This window comes from Denitrobacterium sp. (assembly GCF_056180635.1).
This window is the reverse complement of record NZ_JAZZJS010000079.1, coordinates 99,036-125,150: the sequence shown is the minus strand read 5'-3', so window position 1 is coordinate 125,150 and position 26,115 is coordinate 99,036. Positions and strand designations below refer to the sequence as shown.

Annotated in this window: 21 protein-coding genes; 17 read left to right on the top strand and 4 right to left on the bottom strand. The window is 60.5% G+C overall.

Translation table 11 applies throughout. The features are described from left to right. The first annotated feature begins 194 nt into the window (after positions 1 to 194). The 8 genes from AC04P6_RS07325 to AC04P6_RS07290 all read left to right on the top strand — a co-directional run bounded on the left by AC04P6_RS07325 (position 195) and on the right by AC04P6_RS07290 (position 9,340). Positions 195 to 1,745 carry a S1C family serine protease gene (locus tag AC04P6_RS07325; RefSeq protein WP_475565966.1) on the top strand — a complete coding sequence of 517 codons (1,551 nt, stop codon included), beginning with the start codon at positions 195 to 197 and terminating at the stop codon, positions 1,743 to 1,745. A gap of 107 nt (positions 1,746 to 1,852) precedes the next feature. Further along, positions 1,853 to 2,566, top strand: coding sequence for a UMP kinase (pyrH, locus tag AC04P6_RS07320; protein ID WP_066660998.1), 714 nt, complete (start codon positions 1,853 to 1,855; stop codon positions 2,564 to 2,566). A gap of 80 nt (positions 2,567 to 2,646) precedes the next feature. After that, entirely contained in the window at positions 2,647 to 3,204 is a 558-nt protein-coding gene (gene frr / locus AC04P6_RS07315) for a ribosome recycling factor (RefSeq protein ID WP_475565965.1), read from the top strand. A 6-nt stretch (positions 3,205 to 3,210) separates the two neighbouring features. Then, entirely contained in the window at positions 3,211 to 3,999 is a 789-nt protein-coding gene (locus AC04P6_RS07310; protein WP_475565964.1) for an isoprenyl transferase, read from the top strand. A gap of 1 nt (position 4,000) precedes the next feature. Beyond that, complete coding sequence (locus tag AC04P6_RS07305; RefSeq protein WP_475565963.1) at positions 4,001 to 4,948, top strand: phosphatidate cytidylyltransferase; 948 nt, start codon at positions 4,001 to 4,003, stop codon at positions 4,946 to 4,948. After that, on the top strand, positions 4,935 to 6,134 hold the full coding sequence (dxr, locus tag AC04P6_RS07300) for a 1-deoxy-D-xylulose-5-phosphate reductoisomerase (protein WP_475565962.1): 1,200 nt from the start codon (positions 4,935 to 4,937) through the stop codon (positions 6,132 to 6,134). Before AC04P6_RS07305 ends, dxr begins: the two co-directional genes overlap by 14 nt. Positions 6,135 to 6,647: 513 nt before the next feature. After that, on the top strand, positions 6,648 to 7,874 hold the full coding sequence (locus AC04P6_RS07295; protein ID WP_475565961.1) for a c-type heme family protein: 1,227 nt from the start codon (positions 6,648 to 6,650) through the stop codon (positions 7,872 to 7,874). Positions 7,875 to 8,023: 149 nt separating this feature from the next. Next, positions 8,024 to 9,340 (top strand): ammonia-forming cytochrome c nitrite reductase subunit c552, encoded by a 1,317-nt coding sequence (locus AC04P6_RS07290; RefSeq protein ID WP_475565960.1) that lies wholly within the window; start codon positions 8,024 to 8,026, stop codon positions 9,338 to 9,340. A gap of 184 nt (positions 9,341 to 9,524) precedes the next feature. On the opposite strand, the gene AC04P6_RS07285 is transcribed toward AC04P6_RS07290, so the two are convergent. Next, a complete protein-coding gene (locus AC04P6_RS07285; RefSeq protein ID WP_475565959.1) occupies positions 9,525 to 11,204 on the bottom strand; it encodes an L-lactate permease in 1,680 nt (559 codons plus the stop codon). 519 nt (positions 11,205 to 11,723) lie between these two features. Between AC04P6_RS07285 and AC04P6_RS07280 the strand changes: the two genes are divergently transcribed. From AC04P6_RS07280 to fdhD, 5 genes are all read left to right on the top strand, one after another. Further along, the gene (locus AC04P6_RS07280) at positions 11,724 to 14,885 is read left to right on the top strand and encodes a molybdopterin-dependent oxidoreductase (RefSeq protein ID WP_475565958.1); all 3,162 of its coding nucleotides are present in this window, start codon (positions 11,724 to 11,726) and stop codon (positions 14,883 to 14,885) included. Between the two features lie 16 nt (positions 14,886 to 14,901). Continuing rightward, positions 14,902 to 15,792, top strand: a complete 891-nt coding sequence (locus tag AC04P6_RS07275; RefSeq protein WP_475565957.1) for a 4Fe-4S dicluster domain-containing protein — start codon at positions 14,902 to 14,904, stop codon at positions 15,790 to 15,792. Further along, complete coding sequence (locus AC04P6_RS07270; RefSeq protein ID WP_475565955.1) at positions 15,792 to 16,484, top strand: formate dehydrogenase subunit gamma; 693 nt, start codon at positions 15,792 to 15,794, stop codon at positions 16,482 to 16,484. The genes AC04P6_RS07275 and AC04P6_RS07270 overlap by 1 nt, the downstream gene beginning before the upstream one ends. 6 nt (positions 16,485 to 16,490) lie before the next feature. Next, a complete protein-coding gene (locus tag AC04P6_RS07265) occupies positions 16,491 to 17,399 on the top strand; it encodes a formate dehydrogenase accessory protein FdhE (protein ID WP_475565954.1) in 909 nt (302 codons plus the stop codon). Between the two features lie 285 nt (positions 17,400 to 17,684). After that, positions 17,685 to 18,530 (top strand): formate dehydrogenase accessory sulfurtransferase FdhD, encoded by an 846-nt coding sequence (gene fdhD / locus AC04P6_RS07260; RefSeq protein ID WP_475565953.1) that lies wholly within the window; start codon positions 17,685 to 17,687, stop codon positions 18,528 to 18,530. A 7-nt stretch (positions 18,531 to 18,537) separates the two neighbouring features. Here fdhD and AC04P6_RS07255 read toward each other — a convergent pair whose 3' ends face one another. Beyond that, on the bottom strand, positions 18,538 to 20,106 hold the full coding sequence (locus AC04P6_RS07255) for a helix-turn-helix transcriptional regulator (protein WP_475565952.1): 1,569 nt from the start codon (positions 20,104 to 20,106) through the stop codon (positions 18,538 to 18,540). Between the two features lie 159 nt (positions 20,107 to 20,265). Between AC04P6_RS07255 and AC04P6_RS07250 the strand changes: the two genes are divergently transcribed. Further along, positions 20,266 to 21,954 (top strand): FAD-dependent oxidoreductase, encoded by a 1,689-nt coding sequence (locus AC04P6_RS07250; protein WP_475565951.1) that lies wholly within the window; start codon positions 20,266 to 20,268, stop codon positions 21,952 to 21,954. 144 nt (positions 21,955 to 22,098) lie between these two features. Beyond that, the gene (locus AC04P6_RS07245; protein ID WP_475565950.1) at positions 22,099 to 22,869 is read left to right on the top strand and encodes a phage tail tip lysozyme; all 771 of its coding nucleotides are present in this window, start codon (positions 22,099 to 22,101) and stop codon (positions 22,867 to 22,869) included. Between the two features lie 90 nt (positions 22,870 to 22,959). Here the strand turns inward: AC04P6_RS07245 and AC04P6_RS07240 are convergent, their stop codons facing one another. Continuing rightward, positions 22,960 to 23,199, bottom strand: a complete 240-nt coding sequence (locus tag AC04P6_RS07240) for a hypothetical protein (protein WP_475565949.1) — start codon at positions 23,197 to 23,199, stop codon at positions 22,960 to 22,962. Between the two features lie 42 nt (positions 23,200 to 23,241). After that, a complete protein-coding gene (locus tag AC04P6_RS07235; RefSeq protein WP_475565948.1) occupies positions 23,242 to 23,568 on the bottom strand; it encodes a hypothetical protein in 327 nt (108 codons plus the stop codon). 304 nt (positions 23,569 to 23,872) lie between these two features. Here AC04P6_RS07235 and AC04P6_RS07230 point away from each other — a divergent pair, with 304 nt between their 5' ends. Together AC04P6_RS07230 and ispG are read left to right on the top strand one after the other, a co-directional pair. Further along, the gene (locus AC04P6_RS07230; RefSeq protein ID WP_475565947.1) at positions 23,873 to 24,952 is read left to right on the top strand and encodes a site-2 protease family protein; all 1,080 of its coding nucleotides are present in this window, start codon (positions 23,873 to 23,875) and stop codon (positions 24,950 to 24,952) included. 3 nt (positions 24,953 to 24,955) lie between these two features. Further along, the gene (gene ispG / locus AC04P6_RS07225; RefSeq protein WP_475565946.1) at positions 24,956 to 26,020 is read left to right on the top strand and encodes a flavodoxin-dependent (E)-4-hydroxy-3-methylbut-2-enyl-diphosphate synthase; all 1,065 of its coding nucleotides are present in this window, start codon (positions 24,956 to 24,958) and stop codon (positions 26,018 to 26,020) included. The last annotated feature ends 95 nt before the right edge of the window (positions 26,021 to 26,115 follow it).

Here is a 26,115-nt window from a genome sequence, read left to right as displayed (position 1 = left end):
GGAACCACGCATAACGATTTCAATGGGAAGGGCGGCTTTGCCGTCCTTCTTGGCTTTATGTTGTACTACCGTTGGTGTACCTTGGTGTCGGGATTATTACGCGTGCCGCGCGTTCCGCCTGATGGCATGTAGCAATGATAAGGTTTCATCAGTTTCTATTTGTTGTGGTCAACTATGGATAGGACGGCAATATCGTGAACAACGAACAGTACAACCAGAATTCTGGTGCGCCGGTTCCGCCTTCGAGCGCCAACGGCCAGGCGCAGAACGGATACCCCCAGCAGCCCGTGCAGCAGCCGGGCCAGCAGGTTCCGCAAGGGGCACCTCAGGCCCCGTACCAGGCTCAGCCCCAGACGAGCCAGCAAACGTATCAGCAGCCCGGCGCGCAGCAGGCGCCCGGACAGCAGTATGGCGCGCAGCAAGCGTACAGCGCGCCCCAGCAGCCCTATACGGCACCCCAGCCACAGCCCGTGCGTGCTCATGCCTCGAATGGCAAGTCGGGCGGCGGGCGCACGTTTGGCCTTGCGTTCGCGGGTGCTGCGTGCGCATGCGCAATCGCCGCGGTATGCGTGCTTGGCTATAACGCCATGACGGGCAGCTCCATGGGCGGCACTACCGTAACCCTGGGTTCGTCGTCCAGCTCTACCATCAACGCAACCGACGAAGATTCCACGCTAGCCGAACAGGTCGCTGAAAAGGTTCTTCCTTCCGTGGTGGCTATCGACGTGTATTCCGATACGTCGGGCGTGGGCAGCCTGCTCGGCTCGTCTTCCAGCTCCTCGCTCACTCAGTCGTCGCTTGGTAGTGGCGTCATCATCTCCACCGATGGCTACATCCTCACCAACTACCATGTCATCGATTCGTCTGACGCCTTGAAGGTCACGGCCAACGGCGAAGAGTACGACGCCAAGGTTGTCGGCTACGACTCCGCTACCGACCTGGCAGTTCTGAAGATCGAGGCCACGGGCCTTACCGCCATCGAGATTGGCGATTCTTCGTCGCTGAAGGAAGGCCAGTGGGTCATGACGGTGGGCAGCCCGTTTGGCCTGGAGCAGTCGGTTGCGACGGGCATCGTCTCGGCTACCAACCGCACCATCACCGTGAGCGATTCCAGCAGCTCGTATTCGGGCTCGTCTTCCTCGACGGTGTACACGAACATGATTCAGACCGACGCCGCCATCAACCCCGGTAACTCGGGCGGCGCGCTCGTCGACGCCAACGGCGCGCTCATCGGCATCAACTCGGTCATCGAGTCGTACTCGGGTAACTACTCGGGCGTTGGCTTCGCCATTCCCGTGAACGATGCCATGAACATCGCCCAGCAGATCATCGAGGGCAAGACGCCTACGCATACGTACCTGGGCGTTGCGCCCGTGTCCGTTACCAGCACGCTCAACCAGCGCTATAAGCTGGGCACCGATTCCGGCGCGTACGTGAACTCGGTTATTTCCGGCACCGCCGCCGATAGCGCGGGCCTGCAGGTGGGCGATATCATCACCAAGATCGACGACACCGCGGTAACCGATTCCTCCTCGCTCATCGCCGCCGTTCGCGCGCATAATCCTGGCGACACGGTAACCATCACCTTCCTGCGCGATGGCGTGGAGCAGACGGCGCAGGCAACGCTTGGATCCGACGATACCGCCAGCTCATCGTTGAATTCTTCCAAGAAGAGCAGCTCAACTTTGGGGCTTGGCAGCGGGGGATACTCCTCCTCGAGCGAGTCGGGCAACGCTGCAGCGTAAGCTTGAGCACTTTGCGTGAAAACAGGGAAAAGGCCGCGGAACATGCGGCCTTTTCTGTTGGTTCACGGTAAGATAGGGCCAAATCGAATGAAAGGGTGTGTAAGCCAATGTCCGATTACAAGTACAATCGCGTTTTGCTTAAGCTTTCCGGCGAGGCCCTCATGGGCGATACGGGATACGGCATCGATCCGAAGGTCGTCGAAGAGCTGGCCGAGCAGATCAAGCAGATTGTCGACGACGGCATCGAAGTTGCCGTTACCGTGGGTGGCGGTAATATCTTCCGCGGTCTCGCGGGTTCTGCCGAGGGCATGGACCGCTCTCAGGCCGACTACATTGGCATGCTTGCCACCTGCATGAACGCTCTTGCCCTGCAGGATGGCTTCGAGCGAGCCGGCATCCAGTGCCGTGTGATGAGCGCCATCGAGATGCGCCAGGTCGCCGAGCCCTACATCCGCCGCCGCGCCATCCGCCATCTGGAAAAGGGCCGCGTTGTCATCTTCGCTGCCGGCACGGGCAACCCGTACTTCACCACCGACACCACGGCCGCTCTGCGCGCCCTGGAAATCGGTGCGGAATGCCTCATGAAGGCAACCAAGGTCGATGGCATCTACGACGCCGACCCGAAGACCAACCCCGACGCCAAGCGCTTCGACCACATCTCGTACCTCGACGTCATTTCCAAGGAACTGCACGTCATGGATACCACGGCCACGTCTCTGTGCATGGATAACGCCATGCCCATGCTGGTGTTCGACCTCACGGTTCCCGGCAACATCGCCCGCGTCCTGAAGGGCGAAAACGTCGGCACGACGGTTAGCTAACGTGTAAAATAGCAGGTAGCGATTATCGGTACAGGCGAACGGGGCGGGGTCCCGGCGTCACTGTTCTTGAAGGGATACTCATGGTAGAAGACATCATGCTCGAAGCCGAAGGGCGTATGAATAAGGCAATCGACTCGCTGGAAGATGCATTCGGCAACGTTCGCACGGGCCGCGCCAACGCTATGGTGCTCGACCGCGTTCGCGTGAATTACTACGGCGTTCCCACGCCCGTGAACCAGATGGCTGCCATCAAGACTCCCGACGCCCACATGCTCGTCATCGAGCCCTGGGACAAGGGCACGCTCGGCGGCATCGAGAAGGCCATCGCCGAAAGCAACATCGGCATTACCCCGAACAACGACGGCACCTGCATCCGCCTCGCGTTCCCGCAGCTCACGGAAGAGCGTCGTCTGGAACTCGTGAAGCAGTGCAAGACGTACGCCGAAGAGGCTCGCGTTGCCATCCGCAACGCCCGCCGCGACGCCAACGCCGCCGTTGAAAGCGAAGTGAAGAACGACGGCCTGCCCGAAGACGACCAGCGTCGCGCGGAAGCTCAGATCCAGAAGCTCACCGACAGCTACGTGGCCAAGGTCGAAGAGCACTTCAAGAAGAAGGAAGCCGAGGTCATGGCTATCTAGCCTCGCGTGGTTTCTTCCTTGAACAAGGCATTCAGCGACATATTCCCCGATATTCCCGCCGACATCGATGCGTCTGCATTCGATGAGAGCCGCGTTCCCCAGCATGTTGCCGTCATCATGGACGGCAACGGCCGTTGGGCGAAGAAGCGCATGCTCAACAGGCTGAATGGTCATAAGGCCGGCATCGAGGCCGTGCGCGAGACCATCCGCTGCGCGTCGGATATCGGGGTTCGCTATCTCACCATCTACTCGTTCTCAACCGAAAACTGGAAGCGTCCTCAGGAAGAGGTCGTGGGGTTGATGAACCTGTTCGCGAAGACGATGCTCGCCGAGGTCGATGGCCTCGACGAGGAAAACGTCCGCGTTATGACCATTGGCGATACGTCTGCGCTGCCCGATGATACGCAGCGCGCGTTCGAAGATGCCTGGAACCAGACGAAAGACAACACGGGCATGACGCTCGTCGTTGCGGTGAACTACGGCTCGCGTGCCGAAATTACCGGCGCCGTTCAGGCTCTTGTCGATGAGGCGCTTGCCCAGCAGAAGGCTGGCGGCGATGTTGCGCCCGTATCCCCCGAGGATATCGCGCGTCATCTCGACACGGCGCTCATTCCCGATCCCGACCTGGTTATCCGCACGAGTGGCGAAATGCGCCTCTCGAATTTCCTGCTCTGGCAGGTTGCCTATTCGGAGTTCTACTGCACCCCCGTGCTGTGGCCCGATTTCAATCGGTACGATTTTCTGCGTGCGATTCTAAGCTTCCAGGGTCGCGCCCGTCGGTTCGGGGGAGTGTAGCGTGCCCGATTCGTCGTTCGAACCCGAAGAGCAGACGCGCGGACAACGCGCGCGTCGTGCGGTAAGCAATGCGCCGCATAAGGCGAAGCAAGTCGCCTACGAGAAGACCCCCGACCGCTTCAAGAACGCCACGAGCCTGCAGGTGCGCTTCCGCACGGGCGTCGTGTACGTTCTCGTTTCCATTTTGGCGGTTCTTTTCAGCGATATCACCACGGTCGTGTACCTGTCGCTCGTCTCGGGCATCTGCGCGGGCGAGTTCTATTACATGATGCGTGCCGATGCGAAGCTTCCCAACGAAACGATTGGCGTTGTTGGCGCCGTGGCGTATCCCATCGCCATGTGGCTGTGGGGCCTCACGGGCATCGCGCTCGTTGCCGTCCTGCACATGATGGCCCTCTTCATCTGGTACGTGTACTGGATGCGCGCCCGCGTGGGCGATGTCGCCATCAGCTTCTTCGGCGCTGGCTACACCGGCATGCTCCTGTCCAGTCTCATCCTGCTGCGCCATTCGGTGGAAGAGCCTTGGAGCGGCGTCATCCTGCTGGTTCTATTCTGCAGCATCTGGTTCAACGATGCCGCGGCGTACTTGTTTGGCAGCAAATTCGGCAAGCATAAGCTTGCTCCGCGCACGAGCCCCAAGAAGAGCTGGGAAGGGCTTATCGCCGGCCTGGCCGTTTCGGGGGCCGTTTGGTGCGTTATGTCGTTCATTCCCGGCGTGTCGATGCCCATTCCCATGGCCATCCTCTTCGGCGTCCTGTGCGGCGGCGCGGGGGTCGTGGGAGACTTGGCCGAAAGCCGCATCAAGCGGAATGTCGGCGTGAAGGATTCGGGCACGATCATGCCTGGTCACGGTGGCTTGCTCGACCGATGCGATTCCCTGTTCTTCGCTTCGGTGGCGGCCTATATCCTGCTTTTGGTTGGAGGTTGCATTCCCTATGTCGCAGTGTAAGCGCATTGCCGTTCTTGGTTCTACCGGATCTATTGGCGTTCAAACGCTCGATGTGGCAAGGCAGCACTCCGACGAGCTGAAGGTGGTTGCGCTTGCCTGCGGTAGGCGTGTCGACGACATGATTGCCCAAGCCCGCGCATGTGGTGCCACGTACCTCGCATGCGGGCTGGAAGAGCCTCCCGCACTCACGGCAAGCCTCGATGGCCTCGATTATCAGGTGGGCATGGATGCCGTGGTATCCCTCGTGCAGCTGCCCGAAGTCGATATCGTCGTGAATGCCCTGGTGGGCGCTGCTGGCTTGCGTGCCAGTTACGAAACGCTCCGCGCGGGCAAGGTACTCGCCTTGGCGAACAAGGAATCCCTCGTCGTGGGTGGCGACCTGATCATGCCCTTGGCTGCGCAGGTCGATGCGCGCCGTCGCGAGCAGGGCGTTGCCCCTGCCGTGGGCCCTGCTGGCGCCCTCATGCCCATCGATAGCGAACATGGGGCAATCTATCAGTGCCTGCTGGGCGAAGAGCACAAGGAAGTCAGCTGCCTGTGGGTTACTGCATCGGGCGGCCCGTTCCGCGGTCGTACGCGCGCCGAGCTCGAAGGCATCACGCCCGCTCAGGCGCTTGCGCATCCCACGTGGAATATGGGCCCGAAGATCACCATCGACAGCAGCACGCTCATGAACAAGGGTCTCGAGGTCATCGAGGCTCATCATCTGTTCGATATGCCCTACGACCGCATCAAGGTGGTCGTGCAGCCGCAGAGCGCCATCCATTCCATGGTGGAGTTCACCGACGGCAGCGTGAAGGCGCATCTGGGCACCACCGACATGCGCATTCCCATCCAGTTCGCGCTCAGCTACCCCAAACGCTGGGAAGCGCCGGTGGCTCCGCTCGACTTCACGCAGTTGGGAAGCCTGGAATTCTACCCGGCCGATACCGATACGTTCCGCTGCCTGGCACTTGCGCGCATTGCGGGCAACGAGGGCGGTACGCTTCCGTGCGCCATGAATGCCGCCAACGAAGTTGCGGTCGCGTCGTTCCTGGCGGGGGAGTGCACCTACCTGGGCATTGCCGAAACGGTCGAGCGCGTCATGGACGCGCATGCGAATGCCTCCGTGGAAAGCCTCGAGCAGCTGGCTGCGGTCGATGCCGCGTCGCGTGAGGCGGCTCGCGGGTTCATTGCCGCTCGGTAATTGTTGCGGTTGGTGTGATGCCGCTAGCCTTGCCGTCTGGTCGCCGTTTTCTCGCTCGGGGATTATCGTTGTTTGGAAACTGCTACCGGCTGCTTCCATCTGGGTTGTCGGTTCCTCGTTAGCGGGTTTATCGCCACTTGGTAATTGTGCGCTGTCCTTTTCCGGAAAAATGTACTTTTTGGCGTGATTTGCAGGCGGAATAAAGCCTGAATCGTTTGCGAACTGGGAAAACGTTTGTGCGTTTGGATTGGCCTTGTCCTTTTCCGGAAAAATGCAACGGCAGATTCTCGTTGCCGTGGCGTCCCTTGCATTGATTTCATTCCTTACTATTTGTTCATGTTTGCGTTTTCGCATTCTCTTGCGGGCGGGAACGGGTATCGTGACTGAAAGAGATTGGGTTTGTTTCGGGGGAGTTTCATGTCTCGTTTGTGGTCTCGGGGTAAGGGGTTTGGTGTTCAGGGCCGCCTGATCCTCCATCTTGCCATCGTTATAGTCGTCCTTTCCTCTGCTGGCATGGCGATTGCGTTCCAGCAGAGCCGAAGCCAGGCCTACGATTCCGCCACGGAAAAGGCAACCGCTCTTGCCGACCAGATGGGGGCCGTCTGGGATTACGTGGAGACGCATCAAGACGCTATCTCCGCTGACGCTTCCCAAGGCCCTTCCTCGGGTGGCTACATTTGTATCATTTCGGTAAAGTCGGTTGCCGCCAACTTCAGCGATGTTTCCACGAGTTCCATTCGCTATACGTCGCTACGTCCACGCAATGTTCTTGACGAGCCCGACTCGTTCGAGCGTGAAGCAATGGAGCAATTTAAAGCTAACCCCCTGCTTACATCGTATGGGGCCATTGATTCCTCTACGGGTGAAGAACTGTATCGATATATGAGACCCGTTCGTATCGAACAGTCGTGTCTGGGATGCCATGGCGAACCGGAAGGCGAGCGCGATGCGCTTGGCTACGCGAAGGAAGGGTACGCAATTGGTGACCTGGCGGGCGCCTTGAGCATTAGCGAATCCATGGACGTCTACTACGGGGAGTCGGAGGGGCAGTTTGCCAGCTGGCTCGTCATCTCGTTTGCTTGCCTGATCGTGGCAGTTGTGGCCATGTTTGCAATAGTGAAAAAATTCGTGCTGAAGCCTGTATCTGCCATGTCGAAGGCGACGAAGCGATTTTCCGAAGGCGAGACGTCATATCGCGTGGAAGTGCCGCGGCGCAACGACGAGGTGGCTTCCCTTGCTCGCGATTTCAATGGAATGGCGGACGAAATCGAAGATCTCTATTCTGGTTTAGAAAAGCGCGTTGAGGAGCGCACGGTTGAATTGGAGCGCATAAACGCAACCCTTTCCGACGCTCTTGCTGCCGAACGGGAAGATAAAACGCGAGCCTTGGAACGGCTTAAGGCGGAACGAGAGGAAATGTCTCGTCGGGTGTTCGAACCGTTCAGCGTTGGCGATTTCGTTTTCGATCGCGCCAAGTACGCGGTGAGCAAGCGTGGGCAGGCAGTTCCCCTAACGCCCAAGGAGTTCAGTATCGTATTTGCGCTTGCCTCACGCGCAGGTGAGGTCGTTTCTCAGCAGGAATTGGTGCGAGAAGCATGGGGCGAGGAGTATAGCGTCGAAATGGTGGGCCTTGCAGTGTACGTACGGCGTATACGCAAGAAAATCGAAGATGACCCTGCTCATCCGACGGTGATACTCACTATCTGGGGCGAGGGCTACACTTTCGCCGTACATGATTAACAAGTGTCAAGCTTTCTCAATCTCCTGTTTATGGCTTTGTTTCGAGGTGGGGAATAGGGTTGTTTCGGTTGGCTCCAGGGTGGACGATGTGCGGGGTTCGCCATCCATCGGAGTCGAGGGTGCTTTAGGAGAAGGGAGATAGAATGCACATGAGCAAAAAGAGCACCGTTGTCGCTACCGTGGCTCTTATCGCCACTTTGGCGGTGGCTCTGGTTGTTGCTGGATGCGGCAATGGCCCGCGTTCGCGTTCGACGAGTGTTGGGGTGGATACCACAAGCGAAATGAAGACGATGGCGGAGTACGCTGAGGAATTTCCGCTTGAATATCAGTCGAGCCAGCAGACGCGTGTCAATGCGAAGGGCTTTACCATTGGTCATAGCGTGTCGAACTTGCGGGATATCTGCGAGAGACCCGTTATGCGCGACGTCAATGGCGACATCGAATGGAATGACGATGGCACAATGAGCGTGTTTACGAGCGAATACGATGAGGAGACGGGCCAGTATATCGTGCCCGAACTATCCGACGACCAGCTCGAGAAGTTGAACCTTAAGTCTGGATGCATTTCTTGCAAGAGCTCCAAGTTCAACGAAATCTACGCCCAGCAGGGTGCCGCCGCATATGGAAACGTGTACAACGGGGAAGCGCGTAGCATCGTCAATGACGAGTACTGGGATTGTGCTATGTGCCACAATGGAACGCCTTCTGCCGCTACGGTATCGCCTCAGCTTGTGTATTTTCAGGCGCTGGGCGAGGGGCTTGCCGACAAGCTCGACCCTAAGATGGCGGTATGCGCGCAATGCCATAACAGCTACGATTACCGAAGCAGCATCAAGACCGAAGAAGATTTGGAAACGTTCAAGCCGTATCGCTACGGCAGTGATGTTGATGCCGTCTTCAAGAGCGCCTATGAGGATGGCGTTAACTTCGCCGACAACGAGCTTGGCCTTCCGGAGAGCTATGTAGTGCATGCCAATATCGAAGGGTACATGGGCACGACGCATTACCAGATGGGCGTAACGTGCGTAGACTGCCATATGCCCAAGACGACGGATACGGAAACGGGCAAGTCGTATCGTAGCCATTTCAGCGCAAACAGTCCGCTTGAGAGCGAGGACTCTCTTAATTATTGCCTGACGTGCCACAAGAGCCAGGGCATCGAGAGCACGGAGGCTATGGTCGATTTTGTGCGTGCCAAGGAAAGCGCTTTCGCGTCTGATTTGGAGACGCTTAAGGCGGATATCGATGGCTATGGAACCGACCTCTCGAATGCCATAGCCTCGGGGTCTATGAGCGAGGATGCGATTTCCCAGGCCAAGGAGGATTACGCGCGCGCAACGTGGTATTACCAGGTAATGATAACTGGTCCGTACGAAAGTGCTGGCAGCCAGATTGCCATGGTCGATTCCAGTGGGCTGCTTGCAAAGGCTCATGCATCCATCGACGAGGGCAGGGGCCTGATCTAGAACGTTGACGGCTTTCCCGCAAAGCCGTAGAGACGCGTGCCTTTGTCGCATACCCCAAACGAAAGGACCCCGACGTCGTGCAGAGCGTTTCCTGCCATAAAAAGGCCTCCCATTTCTCGTGTCCAAGAACTGGGAGGCGGTTCAATCGCATCGGGGTCCTTTTGCGTGCGTAATTGTCGTTGCCCTACGGCAGGATGAAGCTCAGCACGCCGGATTCCAGGAAGACGAGGCAGCAGAGCACTACCAGGAAGCCAACGCTCCAAGGCAGGACGCTCTTCATGATGTCGGCCTCGTGCTCGTTGGTAGCAGCGGCGGCGATGGCCAGCGACTGCGGGCTGATCATCTTGCCCACGACGCCACCCATGGTGTTTGCAGCCAGGAACAGGTCGGGCGTGACATTGGCCAGCGCGGGGTTCGCCTGCGCGGCGGAGTACTGCAGGCTCGAGAACAGGGCGTTTGCGCTCGTGTCGCTACCGGTAACCGCGGTGCCGACCCAGCCCAGCAGGGGCGAGATGAAGGCAAACGCGGGGCCCGAGCCGGCAAGGAACTCGCCGATGCTGATGGTCTGGCCGCTGAAGTTCATGACGTAGGCCAGCGACAGTACGAGCACGATGGTGAGCGCGGAATAGCGCATGCGGTAGCACGTGGAACCCAGTTCCTGTACGGCTGCACCCATCGACATGGCGTAGCGGCCCTTCTCGGTGAAGATCGTGTAGATGAGCGCGGAGATGAGGCCCGCCACGAGCAGCATCGTGCCCGGGTTGGAAAGCAGGTTGAGCGTGTACGTCGTGCCCGGGTCCTTGCCGGCGGCGGAAAGCACGGAGCCAGCGGAGATGACGGGCCAGGCGATCTTCAGGTCGGTGGAGGTGAGCAGCGAGGGGATGCCCAGCTTGCACACGCCGAATACCAGCACGACGATGATGTAGGGCACGAGGGCCATGAAGATGCGGGTGCCCGTGAGTTCGCTTGCGGCTTCCGCGCTAACGGGCGGCAGGCCGAAGTCGGAGCGGACGGCGTCGACGCCACGGGGCTTCCAGAAGCGCATGAACACTACCAGCGCGGCCATGGAAACCAGGGCAGCCACGACGTCGGTGAGCTCGTATGCGAAATGGTTCGAGCACCACCACTGCGTGAGGGCAAACGAGCCACCTACGACCATGGCGGGAATCCAGCACTCGCGGGCGCCGCGCTTGCCGTCGAGGATGATGACGAGCAGCAGCGGCACGAAGAGCGCGAATAGGGGAGCCTGGTAACCGACGATGGCGGCCACGTGCTGTGCGGTGGCGGAAGCCACGGAGGCATCGCCGCCTGCCACCATGTTGCCTGCGGTGGTGATGGGCGTGGCAACCGCGCCGTAGGCGACGGGAGCCGTGTTTGCCAGCATAACGGCCAGAGCGGCGCGCTTGGGCTTCACGCCTAGGGCCAAGATCATGGTAGCGGTGATGGCGATGGGGGCGCCGAAGCCGGCGAGCGCCTCGAGCAGGCCGCCGAAGCTGAACGCGATGAGCATGGCTTGGATGCGGATGTCGCCGCCGCCAACCTTGTCGAAGAACTTGCGCAGGTCTTCGCTGCGACCGGAGCGAACAGTCACCTGGTAGAACCATACGGCAAGAAGAATGATGAACACGATGGGGAAGGCGCCGAAGGCGGCACCCTGCGTGGCGGATGCCAGCGCATAGCCAAGGGGCATCTGGAACGCGATCACGGCAACCAGCAGTGCGGCCAGCAGCGCGACGGCGGCGGAGATGTGCGCCTTCGCCTTCACGCCGATGAGCATCACGAAGAACGTGAGCAGGGGCACGCACGCCACCAGGGCGGAAAGGCCCAGGTTGCCTGCAACCGGATCGGTTAGTGCTTGGAACATAGGGATTCTTTCTTCGAAAAACTGCAATACCTTGCGCGGCAGAGGGGGCGCTGCGCGTGGGTAATACTAGCTTTTGGCCTATTTCGGGCCCGGCTCGTGGCGGTCAGCGGTGGAAATCCGCCGATGTGCGTTACCACACTTTTTTGAATCTGTGTAAAGAATCTGGAGAGTGGAGTAATTATGTCGATGTTCGGAATATTCGATGAGCGCGAGCTTTGCCTATGATATGAGGCACCCTAGTGCCGTTCGTCCTGAAAAAGGGTCCTCTGGGCACGGCGAGCCTTTGGGCGCCCTTGTGCCGCTTTCGCGTTTCCGAAGCTCTGAACTGGCATAACGATAATGACACCCTTCGTGCTATGCCATTTCGTCGATGCGTATGAGAAAAATAATACGGTTAATGCGATTCCTCACTTTGTTGCCATGCCGTATAAATCCCCCTGACGTTCCAGGCCCGCTATGCCGTCGCGTGGCCCGGAACGTTAGAGAAGGTAAGACGAGAAGAAGCAAAGGAAGGAAAGCATGGATCTAACGAGGCGTGGCTTTTTCAAGGCCTCCGCGCTGGCTCTTGCCGGCTCGATGGCCTACGAGCTCTCGTCAGCGTCTGAAGCATTCGCCATGGATGCCGACGACAGCTGGAAACTCGTGAATACGGAAGAGTACACCAACATCTGCTGCTATTGCTCAGGTGGTTGCGGTGTAATCTGCTCTGTTCGCGATGGCGAGCTCATCAATATCGAGGGCGACCCCGATCACGCGGTCAATGAAGGCGGACTGTGCCCCAAGGGCGCAACTATGTTCCAGCTCATCAAGGTCGTTGACGATAAGACCGGTGAGGTTATCCCGAACCCCAACCGCGTATACAAGCCTCTGGTGCGTCGCCCGTACTCCACCGAGTGGGAAGAGATTTCCTGGGAAGACGCGATTGACGAGATTTGCCGTCACGTCAAGGACACCCGAGACAAGTACTTCATCGAGCGCGATTCCGATGGCAAGACGGTGAACCGTCTGGAAGCCGTTGGCCACCTGGGTGGTTCCCAGCAGAACTCCGAAGAGGAATACCTCATCCTGAAGTTCATGCGCTCCATCGGCCTCGTTGCCGTGGATAACCAGGCGCGCGTGTGCCACAGCTCCACGGTTGCCGGCCTGGCCCCTTCGTTCGGCCGCGGTTCCATGACGAGTCACTGGGAAGACATCGCGAACGCCGATGTTATTCTGACCTGCGGTTCCAACAACGCGGAGAATCATCCCGTTTCCATGAAGTGGGTAAACCGCGCTCTCGACGCAGGTGCCAAGTGGATCGTCGTCGACCCGCGCTACACGCGCACTGCGGCGCTTTCCGACCTGTACTGCCCGATTCGTTCCGGCACGGATATCGCCTTCTACGGCGGCATGGTGAACTACATCCTCGAGAACGATAAGTGGCAGCACGAGTATTGCCTTAACTACACCAACATCTCCTACCTTATCGACCCCAACTACAGCTTCGACCCCACCACGGGCGAGTTCACGGGCTGGGATGAGGCTACGAAGTCTTACACCACCTCTACGTGGGGCTATCAGACGGACTCCGAGAGCGAATGGGATACCTCCGAAACCGGCACCTACAGCTGGGTTTCGAAGGACGGCGTGCCCCATTTCGACACCCCCACCCTCAAGACGCCCAAGAAGGACGCGACGCTGCAGGACCCGAACTGCGTGTACCAGGTAATGAAGAAGCATTACTCGCGCTACACCATCGACGCCGTTGCCAGCGTGTGCGGCATGGATGCCGAAACGCTCGAGCAGGTCTACGAGCTCTACACCAGCACCGGCGAGCCCGGTAAGGCTGGCACTATCCTGTACGCCCTGGGTCAGACGCAGCATCACTACGGCGCCAACAACTGCCGTGCGATGAGCATCATCCAGCTTCTGCTGGGCAACGTGGGCATCCCCGGCGGTGGCGTGAACGCCATGCGCGGCGAGCCGAACGTTCAGGGTTGCACCGACATGGGCATCATGCCCGCCGACCTGCCCGGCTACCTGCATTGGCCCGACGCCGACAGCACGCCGTCGCTTTCCGACTGGTGCGCTCACGAGACGTACTCCGACGGCTACTACACCAACAAGCCCAAGTTCATGGTGAGCTTCCTGAAGAGCTGGTTCGGCGAGAACGCCACGTTCGACAATGATTACGGCTACGACTGGCTGCCGAAGGTTCACAAGCCCGCCAACTGGACGACCATCCGCACGTTCGAGCATATGGCCGAAGGCACGATGAAGGGCTACTTCGCCCTGGGCCAGAACCCGGCGCATTCCGGTGCGAACGCGAAGAGCATCCGCCAGAGCCTGGGCAACCTCGACTGGCTGGTCTGCTCCGATATCGTCATGACCGAAACCGCCAGCTTCTGGGATGCCCCCGATATGGACGGTTCGAAGATTGGCACCGAGTGCTACTTCCTGCCCGTGGCCTCCATCGTGGAAAAGCCCGGCACGATCCTGAACTCCGGCCGCATGATGCAGTGGCGCCAGAAGGCCATCGAGCCGCAGGGAGACACCAAGACCGACCTGCAGATCATGACGCTTCTGCACAAGAAGCTGGCCGAGCTGTACACCAAGGAAGGCGGCGTCTGCCCCGAGCCCATCACGAAGGTGAAGTGGGACTACGAGACCGACGGCGAAGCGGACTTCCGCAAGGTCGCCTGGGAACTGAACGGCTACAACGTTGCGGGTTCGAACTTCGACAAGAACAAGCCGAACCTGATTTCCGGCTTCGCGAAGCTGGCTGCCGACGGCTCCACGGCATGCGGCACGTGGATCTACAGCGGCTACTACAACAACAATGATGCCGTGCTCGATCCTTCCGAGCAGCCCATCTCGAGCCGTGGCAAGGAAGACCCTGGCAACATCCACCTGAATCCCAAGTGGGCGTTCGTGTGGCCTGCGAACCGCCGCATCCTGTACAACCGCGCTTCCTGCGACATGAGCGGCAAGCCGTGGAATTCCGACAAGGTGCTGGTGGAATGGAACGGCGCGAGCAACTCCTGGACCACCAACGACGTGCCCGACTTCGTGGCCTCCAAGACCACGGCCGACGGCGCCACCGAAGGCGTGGCTCCCAACAACAAGGCGTTCTTCATGCGCTGGGAGCAGAACGCGTGCCTGTTCAGCAATGGCATGAAGGACATGCCCCTGCCCGAGTTCTACGAGCCCTTCGAGAGCCCCACGAAGAACAGCCTGAACGGCCGCAACGAATCCCCGATGATTCAGTACGCCGACGACGAGAGCGTGAAGCGCGGCGATAGCAGCGAGTTCCCGATCGTCGCAACGACGTACTCGCTGGCCGAGCATTGGCAGACGGGTGGCCAGTCGCATTGCTGCCCCGCGTTGAACGAAGCGCAGCCGAAGCAGTTCTGCGAGATCAGCGAAGAGCTGGCTGCCGAAAAGGGCATCAAGAACGGCGACATGGTGCGCATCTGGAACAACCGTGGCGACGTGAAGATGTACGCCATGGTGACGCGCCGCTTCGTGCCGCTGCACGTGAACGGCGAGACCGTACACGAAATCGGCCTGCTGCATCACTGGGGTTGGGCCAATACCTTCACGGGTAGCGACCTCACCAACGACCTGACGCCGAACGTCGGCGACCCCAACAGCTTCATTCCGGAATACAAGGCGTTCCTCGTGAACATCGAGAAGGCGTAAAGGAGGGAATACGATAATGAGCGAAAAAGCAATTCTATTCGACTCGTCTAAGTGCACTGGCTGCAAGGGCTGCCAGGTAGCCTGCAAGACGTGGAACAATCTTCCTTCCAGCCTTGAGTACAACGCCGGCGAGTTCACCGGTTCTCTTCAGAACCCCATCGACCTGAACGGCACGACGCGCCGTATCGTCACCTACAACGAGGCGGACAACGGCAAGAAGTATGGCGTCAACTGGGCTTTCGGTCAGCGCTCTTGCATGCACTGCGATAACCCGAGCTGCGTTTCCGTGTGCCCCAGCGGTTGCCTTTCGGTAGACGAGTCCACGGGCTTCGTGACCGTCGACGAGGAAAAGTGCATTGGCTGCCAGTACTGCCGCAGCGCATGCCCCTTCGACGTGCCGCGTCATACCGGCGTGGGCGCCCTTAGCGGCGACATCGTCGTGAACAAGTGCACCGGCTGCGTCGACCGCATCAAGCAGGGCCGCAAGCCCGCATGCGTGAGCACGTGCCAGCCTGGCGCGCTGCAGTTCGGCGATCGCGACGAGATGCTGGAAATCGCGCACGAGCGCGTGGCTAAGCTGAAGGCCAAGGGCTTCAAGGATGCCAGCGTCTACGGTGAGACGGAAGTGGGTGGCACCCATCAGATCATGGTGCTGAAGTACCCCATCTCCCAGTACGAGCTGCCCGAGAACCCGCAGCGCAACGGCCTGGTGGACGCGCTTGGCGTCATGAAGCCGCTCACTGGCGTGGGTGCGGCCGCCCTGGTGGCTGGCCTGGGCCTCTCGTTCATCACGGGCGTGGGCTACAAGCGTCACGAGATGCGTTACGACGAAGCCGCGCACGATGTCATCGACGTCGAGAACGGCGAGGTCATCAAGCACATCGACAAGGAAGCTGGTGAGCGATAATGGCAACCAAACGTTACATCAAGCGCCATTCGCTGCAGACGCGCGTCACCCACGGCATCGTTGCCTGCAGCTGTCTCTGGCTTATGATCAGCGGTCTGTTCGTGTTCGTGCCCGCCTTGGCGGCATTGAACCCGGGCCTCACCCAGGGCATGCGCATCAGCCACCGCGTGGTGGGCGTCATCTTCATCTTGGCTCCCATCGTGAGCGCAATCGCCGCTCCGGGCGGGTTCAAGGCGTTCCTCGCCAAGTACTTCGCCAAGTGGACGCCCCAGGACGTCGAGTTCGTGAAGAAGTTCGTGCCCTACATGCTTGGGCCGAAACGCGTGCACATGCCCGACCAGGACGAAGTGAAGAGCGGCCAGCGCGTCGCCGACGGCATGCTCATCGTGGGTGGCATTCTCATGGCCATCTCCGGCGTGGTGCTGTGGCTGGGCACGAGCGTGTTCCATGCCGATGCGGGCACGCTGCAGGTCATGCGTTTCATCCACGACCTGTTCTTCCTGCTGCTCGTCATCTTCGTCGTGGCCCATATCTACCTGGGCGCTGGCGTGTTCCAGCCGTACCGCGGTACCATTAAGCTCATGTTCGGCAAGGGCGAAGTAGCCGAGTCTGATGCTCTGTATCACTGGGGCTTCTGGGCTCGTAAGGAAATCGAAGACGGCAAGAACGTTGTCGTCCGGGAAGAGAAGTAGTTTTACATGGATCTGAAGCTTGTTCATCGTGCCGTAGAGGCGTATTGCAACGATGCCGAAACGGCGGACCGGGCACGGCTTGAGTTCTTCGAAGGGCTCTTTGCGATTCAGCAGGAGCAGGCGGACCTCGTAGCTGCGGAAATCGGCTACGAGGCGCCCGCCGCCGAAGATGCCGGTGCCTGGTATTGGTCGGATGAGGCCATCCTGTCCCATGCTCCCATCCGCATCGACGCGGCGTCGTTCGCTGTGTTTGCGGAAAAGGTCGCTGCGTACATGGCGCAGCATGCGGGCTTGGCCAGCCAGGCCGCATCGGCGCTCGAGGCGTTCGACTGGAGCGCGTTCTGCGCGAAGGCAAACCTCGCGCTCGCTGGTTCCGACCCCATGGCGTTTTTGGAGGACGTCCTTTCGCGCATCGACGAGTTCGACGTTCCCGCCGAGCTCCCCGCCAACGTCGCTGCGCTCGTCATCCGCGCTACGCTGCGCCCGTATCTGCAGGTTGCCCAGCAGGCAATCACCAATGTCGTGGGCGACGAAGTGCGCAGCCATGCGGGTAACGCGCCCGTTGCGTGCCCCGTATGCGGCACGCCGGCTGCGGCCTCCATCGTCTTCGATGGGGGAGAGCAGGGCTCCAGCAACCGCGAGCAGTTCTGCGCGTCGTGCGGTTGCCAGTGGCCCTACGAGCGCATTCGCTGCGGCGTGTGCGGCCAGACGAACCAGGGTCACCTGCATTACTTCCATATCGAAGGCGATCCGGCGCATCGTCTGCAGAAATGCGACGAATGCGGCCAGTACGAGCGCGTCGTGTTCCAGAGCGATATCGAAACCGCTCCCTGCATGGAAGTCGAGGACGTGGTTATGGCCCGCCTCGACCATGTAGCGCTCGATCCGCGCTTCAGCGTGGAAAGGGAGTCGTAAGCAAGGCTCCATTGCCGCTGCGAAGGCGGCATTTCGCAAAACGCATTCGTGAACAAGCTCGCACGGGGTTGCGTGGTCGCTTCGGTTGCGCAACCCCTCCCGAGCCTCTTTTCGGGCCCTCGTTGCGCACATTTCGCACGGCCCGTTTCCCCATTTCAGCCGTATTTGGCGCTCATTGGCGCAATGCGCTTGCAAAAATGCGCGTTTCTCCCGTTCAACGTCTTCTCGATGAGCTATCATGTGCGCAGTTTCTTCTATACGGAACTCTTTTACTAGGAGTAAGCCATGCAGGCTATCGATTCATCGCATGATATCGCCCAACAGGAAGATCGCGCGTGCGCGAACGTCTACGCGAACGGCACCGCCGAAAGCGCGTCGGCCATGCTTCAGACCGAAAACGCCGTGCGCGTTTTCGTGAACGGCGAACTCACCATGCGCTTGATGTGCTCTGCCGACCACCTCATCGAGCTGGTGCTGGGGCGCATGCGCACCGAGGACATGATTTCCTCGGTCGATGAAGTCGATCAGATCATGGTGTGCGAGCATGCCACGCGCGTGCTGGTGTACCTGAAAGACCGCGAGGCGAATGTCAATCACGAGCACGTCGACACCGTGGCCACCTGCTGCACGTTCAACAGCAATCTGAACAGCATGTTCGTGAAGGATGAGGAGCTCACGCCCGTCACGCCCATTCCCTGGACGGTCGAGCAGGTGTTTTCCCTGTCGCGCAAGTTCGAGGAAGACACGCCGGCCCATCGTGCCACGTTCGGCGCCCATAGCTGCTATCTGGCGAAGGGCGAGGAAATCCTCTATTGCTGCGAAGACCTGGGGCGCCACAATGCGTTCGACAAGGTGGTGGGCTGCGCCATGCGCGATGGCGTCGACCTGACGCAGTGCGCCGTGTTCACCAGCGGCCGCGTTCCCACTGACATGGTGGCCAAGGCCATCCGCGCTCACATTCCCACGCTCATTTCCAAGGCCGTTCCCACCGACCTCACCGTCGAAATGGCCTGCGCGTACGACCTCACGCTCATTTGCAGCGCGCATTCCGATTCGTTCCGCGTGTTCAACGACCCGTTGCGCGTGGTGGCGGAAAGCCCGCGTCCGAAGGAAACTCCGGCAGCTTCGTAGCCTGGGCCTACGCGCTCGTTTCGAACATGTCCATGAGCTCCTGCTTGGAGTTGATGCCCAGCTTGCGATAGATGTGCGTGGTGTGCGTCTTCACCGTTCCCGTGGTCACGAATAGCGCATCGGCTATGTAGGGCAGGCTGCGTCCTCGGGCCAGGTAGGAATACACTTCCGTTTCGCGCTTGGTGAGCTCGAAGCGCTCGGCGAGCGCCGCGATGCGGTTGTCGAAGTCGTCTTTCATATCGTCTATCTGCGCTTCTGCCGGTTTGGGTTCCGCTTCCTGCGCGGGCGCGTCGAGCGCGTACTGCATCTGGGATGCGAGCGTTTCGGTTTGCGTGATGAGCATGAGGAAGAGCAGAAGCATGCTTGCGCCACATATGGCGGAAAGCGTAGGGATGCCGCCGAAGACCTCGCTGGGAAGCTGCTTGCCCAGCATGTGCCCACCCAGAACCACTGCGGATATGAGCGCCTGGCCGGTTGCGAACGCCAACAGGGGAGAAATGCCCTGCTCCTGGGTGTTTTGCGTGATTATGACGTACACGAGCACCTGCAGGAAGATGGCCGAGCCGTTTACGAGCGTGCCGCATACTCCGTAGGCGGGCTCGCCGATGACCACGATTCCCATGAGTCCCACTGCCGTGAACGAAAGCGCTATGCGATACACGCTGGTGATGGAAAGGGTATCGTCGGAGTAGGCGAGGGGCACGAGCGACATCGTGGCGATGAGCGCGCAGACGATGATTCCCATGAAGAACAGGTACGATGCGCGTTCGTAGGAATTGCCCATGAGGAACGATCCCACCAAGTTGCCGATGAACGATGCGGCGATGAGGATGGCCATGGAGCGCCAGGGCAGCAGCCGCGTTTCCCAAGCGCCCGCGCTCACTTCGCCAGGCGTGGGGTTATCGGCCGATCGCACGGGGAAGACGTCACGCGTCTGCGCGTGGCGCGCGCCCGCGTCGAGTCGCCAAAGCGCCCATGAGGCAAGGGGCAGCAGGGCCACGATGGCATCGTCGGCCGGGTTGGGCAGGGCGGGTAGCAGCAGGTATTCCAAGTAGGCGAAGAGAAACGAGAGCACGACGAGCGGTCGCGTGCGTTTCGCACCCAGCGAGAAGCGCGCTCCCCAGGCGCAGCCAAGAAGCGTGACGCAGATGCCGTCCACCGCTCCGCAGGCGATGATGCCCGCGCTCGATTGCAGGCGCAGCGCTTCGGTGAGCGCGACGGTGGATGCGAAAACGAGCAGTGCTGCTGCTAGGAGCATGCCCCTGTGAATGCGCATGCGCCTCCTGCGCGACGCAATGGCGATGCAGATGGCGAAGAGTATGGCGCAGGCCTGCGAGACGAAGAAGCCATTCTCGATGCCGATGCTGTAGTACGCTTCCCCCGATGAGGGAATCATGGCGGGGCTGAGGTAGCACAGGAATCCCCACGACCATAGAAACGACGAGCCCACGACAACGCGAAGAGCTCCCATGGTGTCTTCCCAACGTGCTGGCATAACCAATCCCTCTTTCGTACAGCAGGCGCCCTCCAACGCCACGGCGCGCACCTGCATGATGCCGCGCTGCCGCAGTGACATGGTAGCGTATCGCGTTCGGCGGGGCTAATGCCGACCTGGGCGTTTAACCAGGGTGGATGAAATTTCTACCCTTTCGGTAGATGCGTTTTCCCGTGCCGTGGGGCCACTATGGGCGCAAAGGGGCACGGGGAGGTGTCCCAAGGAAATAGGAGGGAAGATATGAACCAAGAGGAAAAGACCGTATCGCGCGACGTGAGCCGTCGCGGATTCATCACGGGCGCGTTCGCGGCAGCCGGCCTGGCCGCCGTCGCGGGCGTGGCGGGATGCTCGAGCCCGAAGACGGGCGAGGAGAAGGCAGCGTCGAAGGAAGCCGCTTCCTCGGCGAAGTCGGGCGCGATGCAGACCACGAACCCCAGCGAAGCCGTATGGCCCGTGGTGGAGGAAATCGAAGTGGGTTCCGCTGGCGAGGGCCAGATCGCGTTCGTTGCCGACCCCATCACCGACTTCGTGGCCGAGCATGACGTGGACGTGGTGGTGTGCGGCCTGGGCCCTGCGGGTGACGCGGCGGCGCTTGCCTGCGCCGAGGCTGGCCTGAACACCGTGGCCGTGGAAAAGCAGTCGAGCGGCAATTACAATTCCGCCACCATTGGCGGCCTGAACACCAAGATTCACCAGCACTGGGGCATGTCCTACGACGTCGACGAGTTCCTGGCCGACGCGGTCATCGACTCTGCGTTCCAGGGCGATATGACCCTCTACAAGCACTGGATCGAGAACTGCAGCGAGGCCGTCGACTGGTACGTTGGGCATTTCGACAATCAGAACCTCGACGATTACAAGCTCACCTTCGCCGCGGGCGACTTCCCCGACTTCAGGGAGCCCTACGACAAGACGTCGCTTTCCCGTTCGTGGAACACGTCCATCAACCTGCCGTACCCTCCGGGCGAGCTTGCCAGCATTCTGGCGGGCATCTTGCAGAAGGCCGGCGTGCAGATTCGCTACAGCACGCCCGCGTGCCAGCTCGTCACCGATTCGTCCGGCAAGGTCACGGGCGTTGTGGTGAAGAGCAGCGACGGCTACGAGAAGTACAACTGCGCCAAGGGCGTCGTGCTTGCGACGGGCGGCTACGAGTTCAACAAGCAGATGCTCAAGGAGCGTTGCCGTCCGCGTAGCGTTCCCGGATCCTGGCTCACGGGCGCGTTCGGCAACACGGGCGATGGTCATCAGATGGGCCTTGCCGTGGGCGCCGCGGAAGACGAGTTCCCGCAGGCCATCATGCTCGACCCCGAGCAGCTGATGCCCTACGTGCGCGTGAACAAGCTGGGCAAGCGCTTCACGCCCGAATACGAGCCCTATGGTCACCTGGCCCTGGCCATTCAGGCGCAGCCCTCGGCGTACGACTACTACATCGTGGACAGCGCGCTGGAAAGCAAGATCGACAAGATCTGGACGCCCAGTTCCTCGTGCTACGGCCCCAAGGAAGTGTGGGTGGGCGCCGCGATGAGCCCCAATGCGGTTCAGGCGAACACGCTCGAGGAGCTTGCGCAGAAGATCGACGTGCCCGTGGATGATTTCGTCGCCACGATCAAGCGCTGGAACGAAATGGCTGCCGCGGGGAAGGACGAGGATTTCAACTTCCCGGGCAACATGATGATGACGCTCGACACGCCGCCGTACTATGCGACCAAGGAGTTCGCCGACGGCTTGTGCACGGCGGGCGGCCTGCTGGTGGACACGGAGTGCCGCGTGCTCGACCATGACCGCCAGCCCATCGAGGGCCTGTTTGCGGCTGGCCTTACCTCGGGCGGCATGTTCTACAACACGTACCCGCACAACCTGAACTGCCTGTCGCATACGCGTAACTGCCTGATGGGATACACCATCGGCAAGGTGCTGGGCAACCTGTAGCCCATTCGCGCGAAGCGGCGCCGATACCCTCCCAGGGCCGCTTGCAAGGAAGTCCGTCGCGTCCATCGCGGCGGACTTCCCGTGTATCGCGCCGAATCTCGTTCTGCCGTATCATGGGTGGAACCGTGACGGATGGGGGTGCGCATGGCTTCGAATGGAAACGGTTCGCGTCGACCGAGCGTGAGGAAAAGCGCTCCGGGGGTTAATCCCGCGCGTTCGCTTGCCCTTGGCGTTGCGGTAATCTTCGCCCTGCTCGTGCTTGCCCTGGGCGGCTTGTTCGTGACGTGCTCCCAGCAACCCGCCACTACCAACGATGCATCGGGTGATGAAGCGCTACTGGATGCGCGCGACGAGAGCGAGCCCCTTGCCGGCGACGATGACGATGATGCCGCCGATGAGGACATCGTTTCCCAGTATCTGTTCGCGCAGGGCTACGATGCCGCACATGTGGCGGCCATCATGGGCAACATCCGCCAGGAAAGCGGCTTCGAGCCGCAGGCGTGCGATGGCAAGTACTACGGCCTGTTCATGATCAGCGGCGACAGGTTCAATGCGCTGTATGCATATGCCCAGGCGAAGGGCACCTCGTGGGGTGATACGCGCACCCAGATAGAATTCGCCGTGTCGGAGCTTACCGGCGGGGGAGACGCTGCCGATTACGCGTCTGCCCTGAACCTCTACCTTGCGGGCCACGATACCGCGTCCGATGCGTTCGTGGCATATGCCGACCTCTCGTCCGCAACCGAGTACTTCGCGCTTGCGTATGAGCGCTGCGTGGGCGGAAGCGATTACAGCTCCATAGCCAGCAGCCTTACGGGCGGGCGCTACGCGACCCTTCAGCAGCTTTCCAAGCGCCAGTCGTATGCCGATGAGTATTACGAGGGGCTTACCGCGGGCGACCAGGCGCAAGCGTAGCGGGACGCCGAACCGGTTGGGGCGTGAAACGCAAAGGCGCCCAGCCGAGGTCCGCTGGGCGCCAGGGGGTCTATTCGATTGTGAAATGCGCTAGAGCAGATGCTGCATCATGGCGGCTTGCACGTTCACGCTGCGCATGCGTGCGAACGGACGCGTGACGCGGGGGATGCTGCCCGTGCCCTGGATGCGCGGAATGGGGCCCGTTTGGGCCATATCCGGCTGCTTGGCATTCATGCTGCGATACCCGCCCTCGGTGGAGAGGTACGGGCACAACGGCTCTTGCTTCAGATTATGCTTTCCCGCAAACACTCGTTTGGACGATAGGAACATGGGAGCCCCTCTCTCCGCTGCTAACCCCAACTACCGTACCTGCTACGCCAGTTTGGAGTGCTGTTCCTGCTCGATTGCGTTGAGTTGATCGATGTAATCGATGACCTGCGATCCCAGCGGGGTTACGACGTACCCGCTGCGCGACCGGTATTTCTGAATACACCCTACCGCAACCAAAGCCTGCATGAGCGGGTTCAGCTTTCCTTTGCTGACGTGGAAGAGCTCGGCTATCTCTTCCTGGCTCTCGCGGACTCGCTCACCATCGACCGTACCTACCTGTAGTTTGCTTAAGAGCTGAAGCAGGCGATAGGTGTCTGACGTGAGCAAGCCCACGAGGGTGTGTGTTGCGTTTAAGTGCTGCATTTGCATACGATTATAGTCATTAGTGCAAAAAAGTAAACTCACAAAGTACAGAAAATTAGACCAAGTGAATATGCGAGGGGCTGCCGGTAAACGTGATGCGGGGTAGTACCTAGGACATGTGGCGTGAAATGGGCAGGATATTCCCGAGTCTGCATGCGTGAGCGCGGTAGCGTATGCGGTGGGGGACTGCATCAAATGGATTACGGTATCGTGGGCTTTTGGGAGTGCTTGGGCGTGCCCGCGCGTGGGCTTCTATAATTGGCAGGGCATAACAAAGACTCCCCGTTTGGGGGTTGAAAGGATTGCATGCATGGATGTCTTGCTGATGATTCTGTATTGCACGATTGTGCTCGGCATTCTCGTGGTCATACATGAAGGGGGCCATTTCCTGGCCGCCCGCGCATTCGGCGTTCGCGTAACTGAATTCATGATCGGCCTGCCCGGCCCGCGCGTGGGCTTCATGTTCCGCGGCACGCGCTTCGGCGTTACCGCCGTGCCCCTGGGCGGGTATGCGCGCGTATGCGGCATGGAAGCGGGCGAGGAAAGCCCGCATCTGAAGGGCACGCTCGCGTGCGTCTACGAGCGAGGCGTCGTGAATATGGAAGACGTGGCCCAGGAACTGGGCATCAGCGACGACGAGGCGTATCACGCGCTCGACGAGCTTTCCGAGTGGGGCACCATCGCGGGGCCCCGCCGCACCGATAAGTACAACACGTACCGCACGCTTTCCTCGAAGGTCGCCTGCGATGGCGGTTCGTACGAGGAAGGCGACCCGCGCCCGCTGGAGGGCGTCGACCTCGATGCCTTCCTGGAAGCGGAACGCGCGCAGCAGTACCGTTCGCTGCCGTTCTGGAAGCGTTGCGTCATCCTGCTGGCGGGCCCGGGCGTGAACCTGTTGTTCGCCCTGCTCGTTTTCGTGGTCATCTACTCGTTCGTGGGCGTCGACACCACGAACTCGGCGGGCGAGGCGGTTCATATCCAGGTCGATCCGCTGCGTGCCATCTTGGCGGGCTTGAACTACATCGGCATGGTCATCATGGCGGTGGGTCAGCTGTTCAACCCGATGACCGCCGCTCAGACGGTGTCCGATTCCACGAGCGTCGTGGGTATCGCGGTGCTTTCCAAGAGCGCAGCGGAGGCGGGGCTTCTTTCCTTCACGATGTTCACGGCCATGATTTCCGTGTCGCTGGGCATCATGAACATGCTCCCCATTCCGCCCTTGGATGGCGGCCGCTTCGTGGTGGAAATCTACCAGCGCATTCGTCGTCGCAGCGTGGGACAGGCTGCGATCAACCGCCTCAGCATGGCGGGCATGGCGTTGTTCATGCTCCTGTTTGTGGTTATGCTCAATCAGGATATTCAACGGTTCATTTTCGGGAATTGGGGGTAGTCGGTGAAACCTTGCCAGAAGACGCATCGAGTGATGGTTGGTTCGGTGCCTGTGGGAGGCGGCGCGCCGTGCGCCGTGCAGTCGATGGCGTGCATGCCAGCCGATGACGTTCAGGCGAACCTCGACCAGATACAGCGTCTTGCCGATGCCGGCTGCGAAATCGTGCGCGTGGCCATCCCGCGCCGCAATTGCCTCGATTCCTTCCAGCGTATTTGCGAGGAATCGCCGTTGCCCGTCGTGGCCGACGTTCATTTCGACGCTCAGATTGCCATCGAGGCTGCGCGCAGGGGTGCGGCTAAGCTGCGCATCAATCCCGGCAATATCGGCGGCCTCGCCAAGACCGACGCCGTCATCGATGCCGCAGGCGAAGCGGGCATTCCCATTCGCATTGGCGTGAACGCGGGTTCCCTGGACGACGCCCTGGCCGAGCGCGCCGACCTATCGCTGCCCGAAAAGCTCGTGGAGAGCGCTGCCGGCTACGTCGAGTATTTCCAGGGCAGGGGCTTTACCGATGTCGTGGTTTCCGCGAAGGCGAGCGACGTGCCCACCACCGTTGCCGCATACCGCCTTCTATCTCAGCGCATCCCTCAGGTGCCGCTCCATATTGGCGTCACCGAGGCGGGAACGCTGTTCCAGGGCCTCGTGAAGTCGGCTTCCGGCCTGGGCATACTGCTGGAGGAGGGCATTGGCGACACGATGCGCATCAGCCTCACCGACGACCCGGTGCAGGAAATTCACGCTTGCTGGTCGCTCCTTTCGGCGCTTGGCCTGCGCCGTCGCAGCCCCGAGCTGGTGAGCTGCCCCACGTGCGGCAGGTGCCAGGTCGACCTGATCGGGCTGGCCAAGGAGGTCGACGAGCGCTTGCGTTCGGTGGCCAATCCCATCAAGGTGGCCGTCATGGGCTGCGTGGTGAATGGCCCCGGCGAGGCGGCCGATGCCGATATCGGCGTAGCATGCGGCGCGGGGCAGGGCGTTATCTTCAAGGGCGGAAGTACCCTCCGCAAGGTGCCCGAAGACCAGATCGTCGAAGCGCTCATGGCCGAAATCGCCAAGCTCCCGCAGAAGTAATCTGCCGCTTGGTGTTCACGTTCGCACATTCGTTGAAATTACGGGGCGTGCCGCGCGTTTGCGCTAGTATAGGCACGTTGTAGACAGATAGGATT

Excerpts from the sequence above, each read along its gene's own strand:
- pyrH (WP_066660998.1), top strand. The coding sequence starts at position 1,853 with ATGTCCGATTACAAGTACAATCGCGTTTTGCTTAAGCTTTCCGGCGAG.
- frr (WP_475565965.1), top strand. The coding sequence starts at position 2,647 with ATGGTAGAAGACATCATGCTCGAAGCCGAAGGGCGTATGAATAAGGCA.
- dxr (WP_475565962.1), top strand. The coding sequence starts at position 4,935 with ATGTCGCAGTGTAAGCGCATTGCCGTTCTTGGTTCTACCGGATCTATT.
- AC04P6_RS07295 (WP_475565961.1), top strand. The coding sequence starts at position 6,648 with ATGGCGATTGCGTTCCAGCAGAGCCGAAGCCAGGCCTACGATTCCGCC.
- AC04P6_RS07290 (WP_475565960.1), top strand. The coding sequence starts at position 8,024 with ATGAGCAAAAAGAGCACCGTTGTCGCTACCGTGGCTCTTATCGCCACT.
- AC04P6_RS07285 (WP_475565959.1), bottom strand. The coding sequence starts at position 11,204 with ATGTTCCAAGCACTAACCGATCCGGTTGCAGGCAACCTGGGCCTTTCC.
- AC04P6_RS07280 (WP_475565958.1), top strand. The coding sequence starts at position 11,724 with ATGGATCTAACGAGGCGTGGCTTTTTCAAGGCCTCCGCGCTGGCTCTT.
- AC04P6_RS07275 (WP_475565957.1), top strand. The coding sequence starts at position 14,902 with ATGAGCGAAAAAGCAATTCTATTCGACTCGTCTAAGTGCACTGGCTGC.
- AC04P6_RS07270 (WP_475565955.1), top strand. The coding sequence starts at position 15,792 with ATGGCAACCAAACGTTACATCAAGCGCCATTCGCTGCAGACGCGCGTC.
- AC04P6_RS07265 (WP_475565954.1), top strand. The coding sequence starts at position 16,491 with ATGGATCTGAAGCTTGTTCATCGTGCCGTAGAGGCGTATTGCAACGAT.
- fdhD (WP_475565953.1), top strand. The coding sequence starts at position 17,685 with ATGCAGGCTATCGATTCATCGCATGATATCGCCCAACAGGAAGATCGC.
- AC04P6_RS07255 (WP_475565952.1), bottom strand. The coding sequence starts at position 20,106 with ATGTCACTGCGGCAGCGCGGCATCATGCAGGTGCGCGCCGTGGCGTTG.
- AC04P6_RS07250 (WP_475565951.1), top strand. The coding sequence starts at position 20,266 with ATGAACCAAGAGGAAAAGACCGTATCGCGCGACGTGAGCCGTCGCGGA.
- AC04P6_RS07245 (WP_475565950.1), top strand. The coding sequence starts at position 22,099 with ATGGCTTCGAATGGAAACGGTTCGCGTCGACCGAGCGTGAGGAAAAGC.
- AC04P6_RS07240 (WP_475565949.1), bottom strand. The coding sequence starts at position 23,199 with ATGTTCCTATCGTCCAAACGAGTGTTTGCGGGAAAGCATAATCTGAAG.
- AC04P6_RS07235 (WP_475565948.1), bottom strand. The coding sequence starts at position 23,568 with ATGCAAATGCAGCACTTAAACGCAACACACACCCTCGTGGGCTTGCTC.
- AC04P6_RS07230 (WP_475565947.1), top strand. The coding sequence starts at position 23,873 with ATGGATGTCTTGCTGATGATTCTGTATTGCACGATTGTGCTCGGCATT.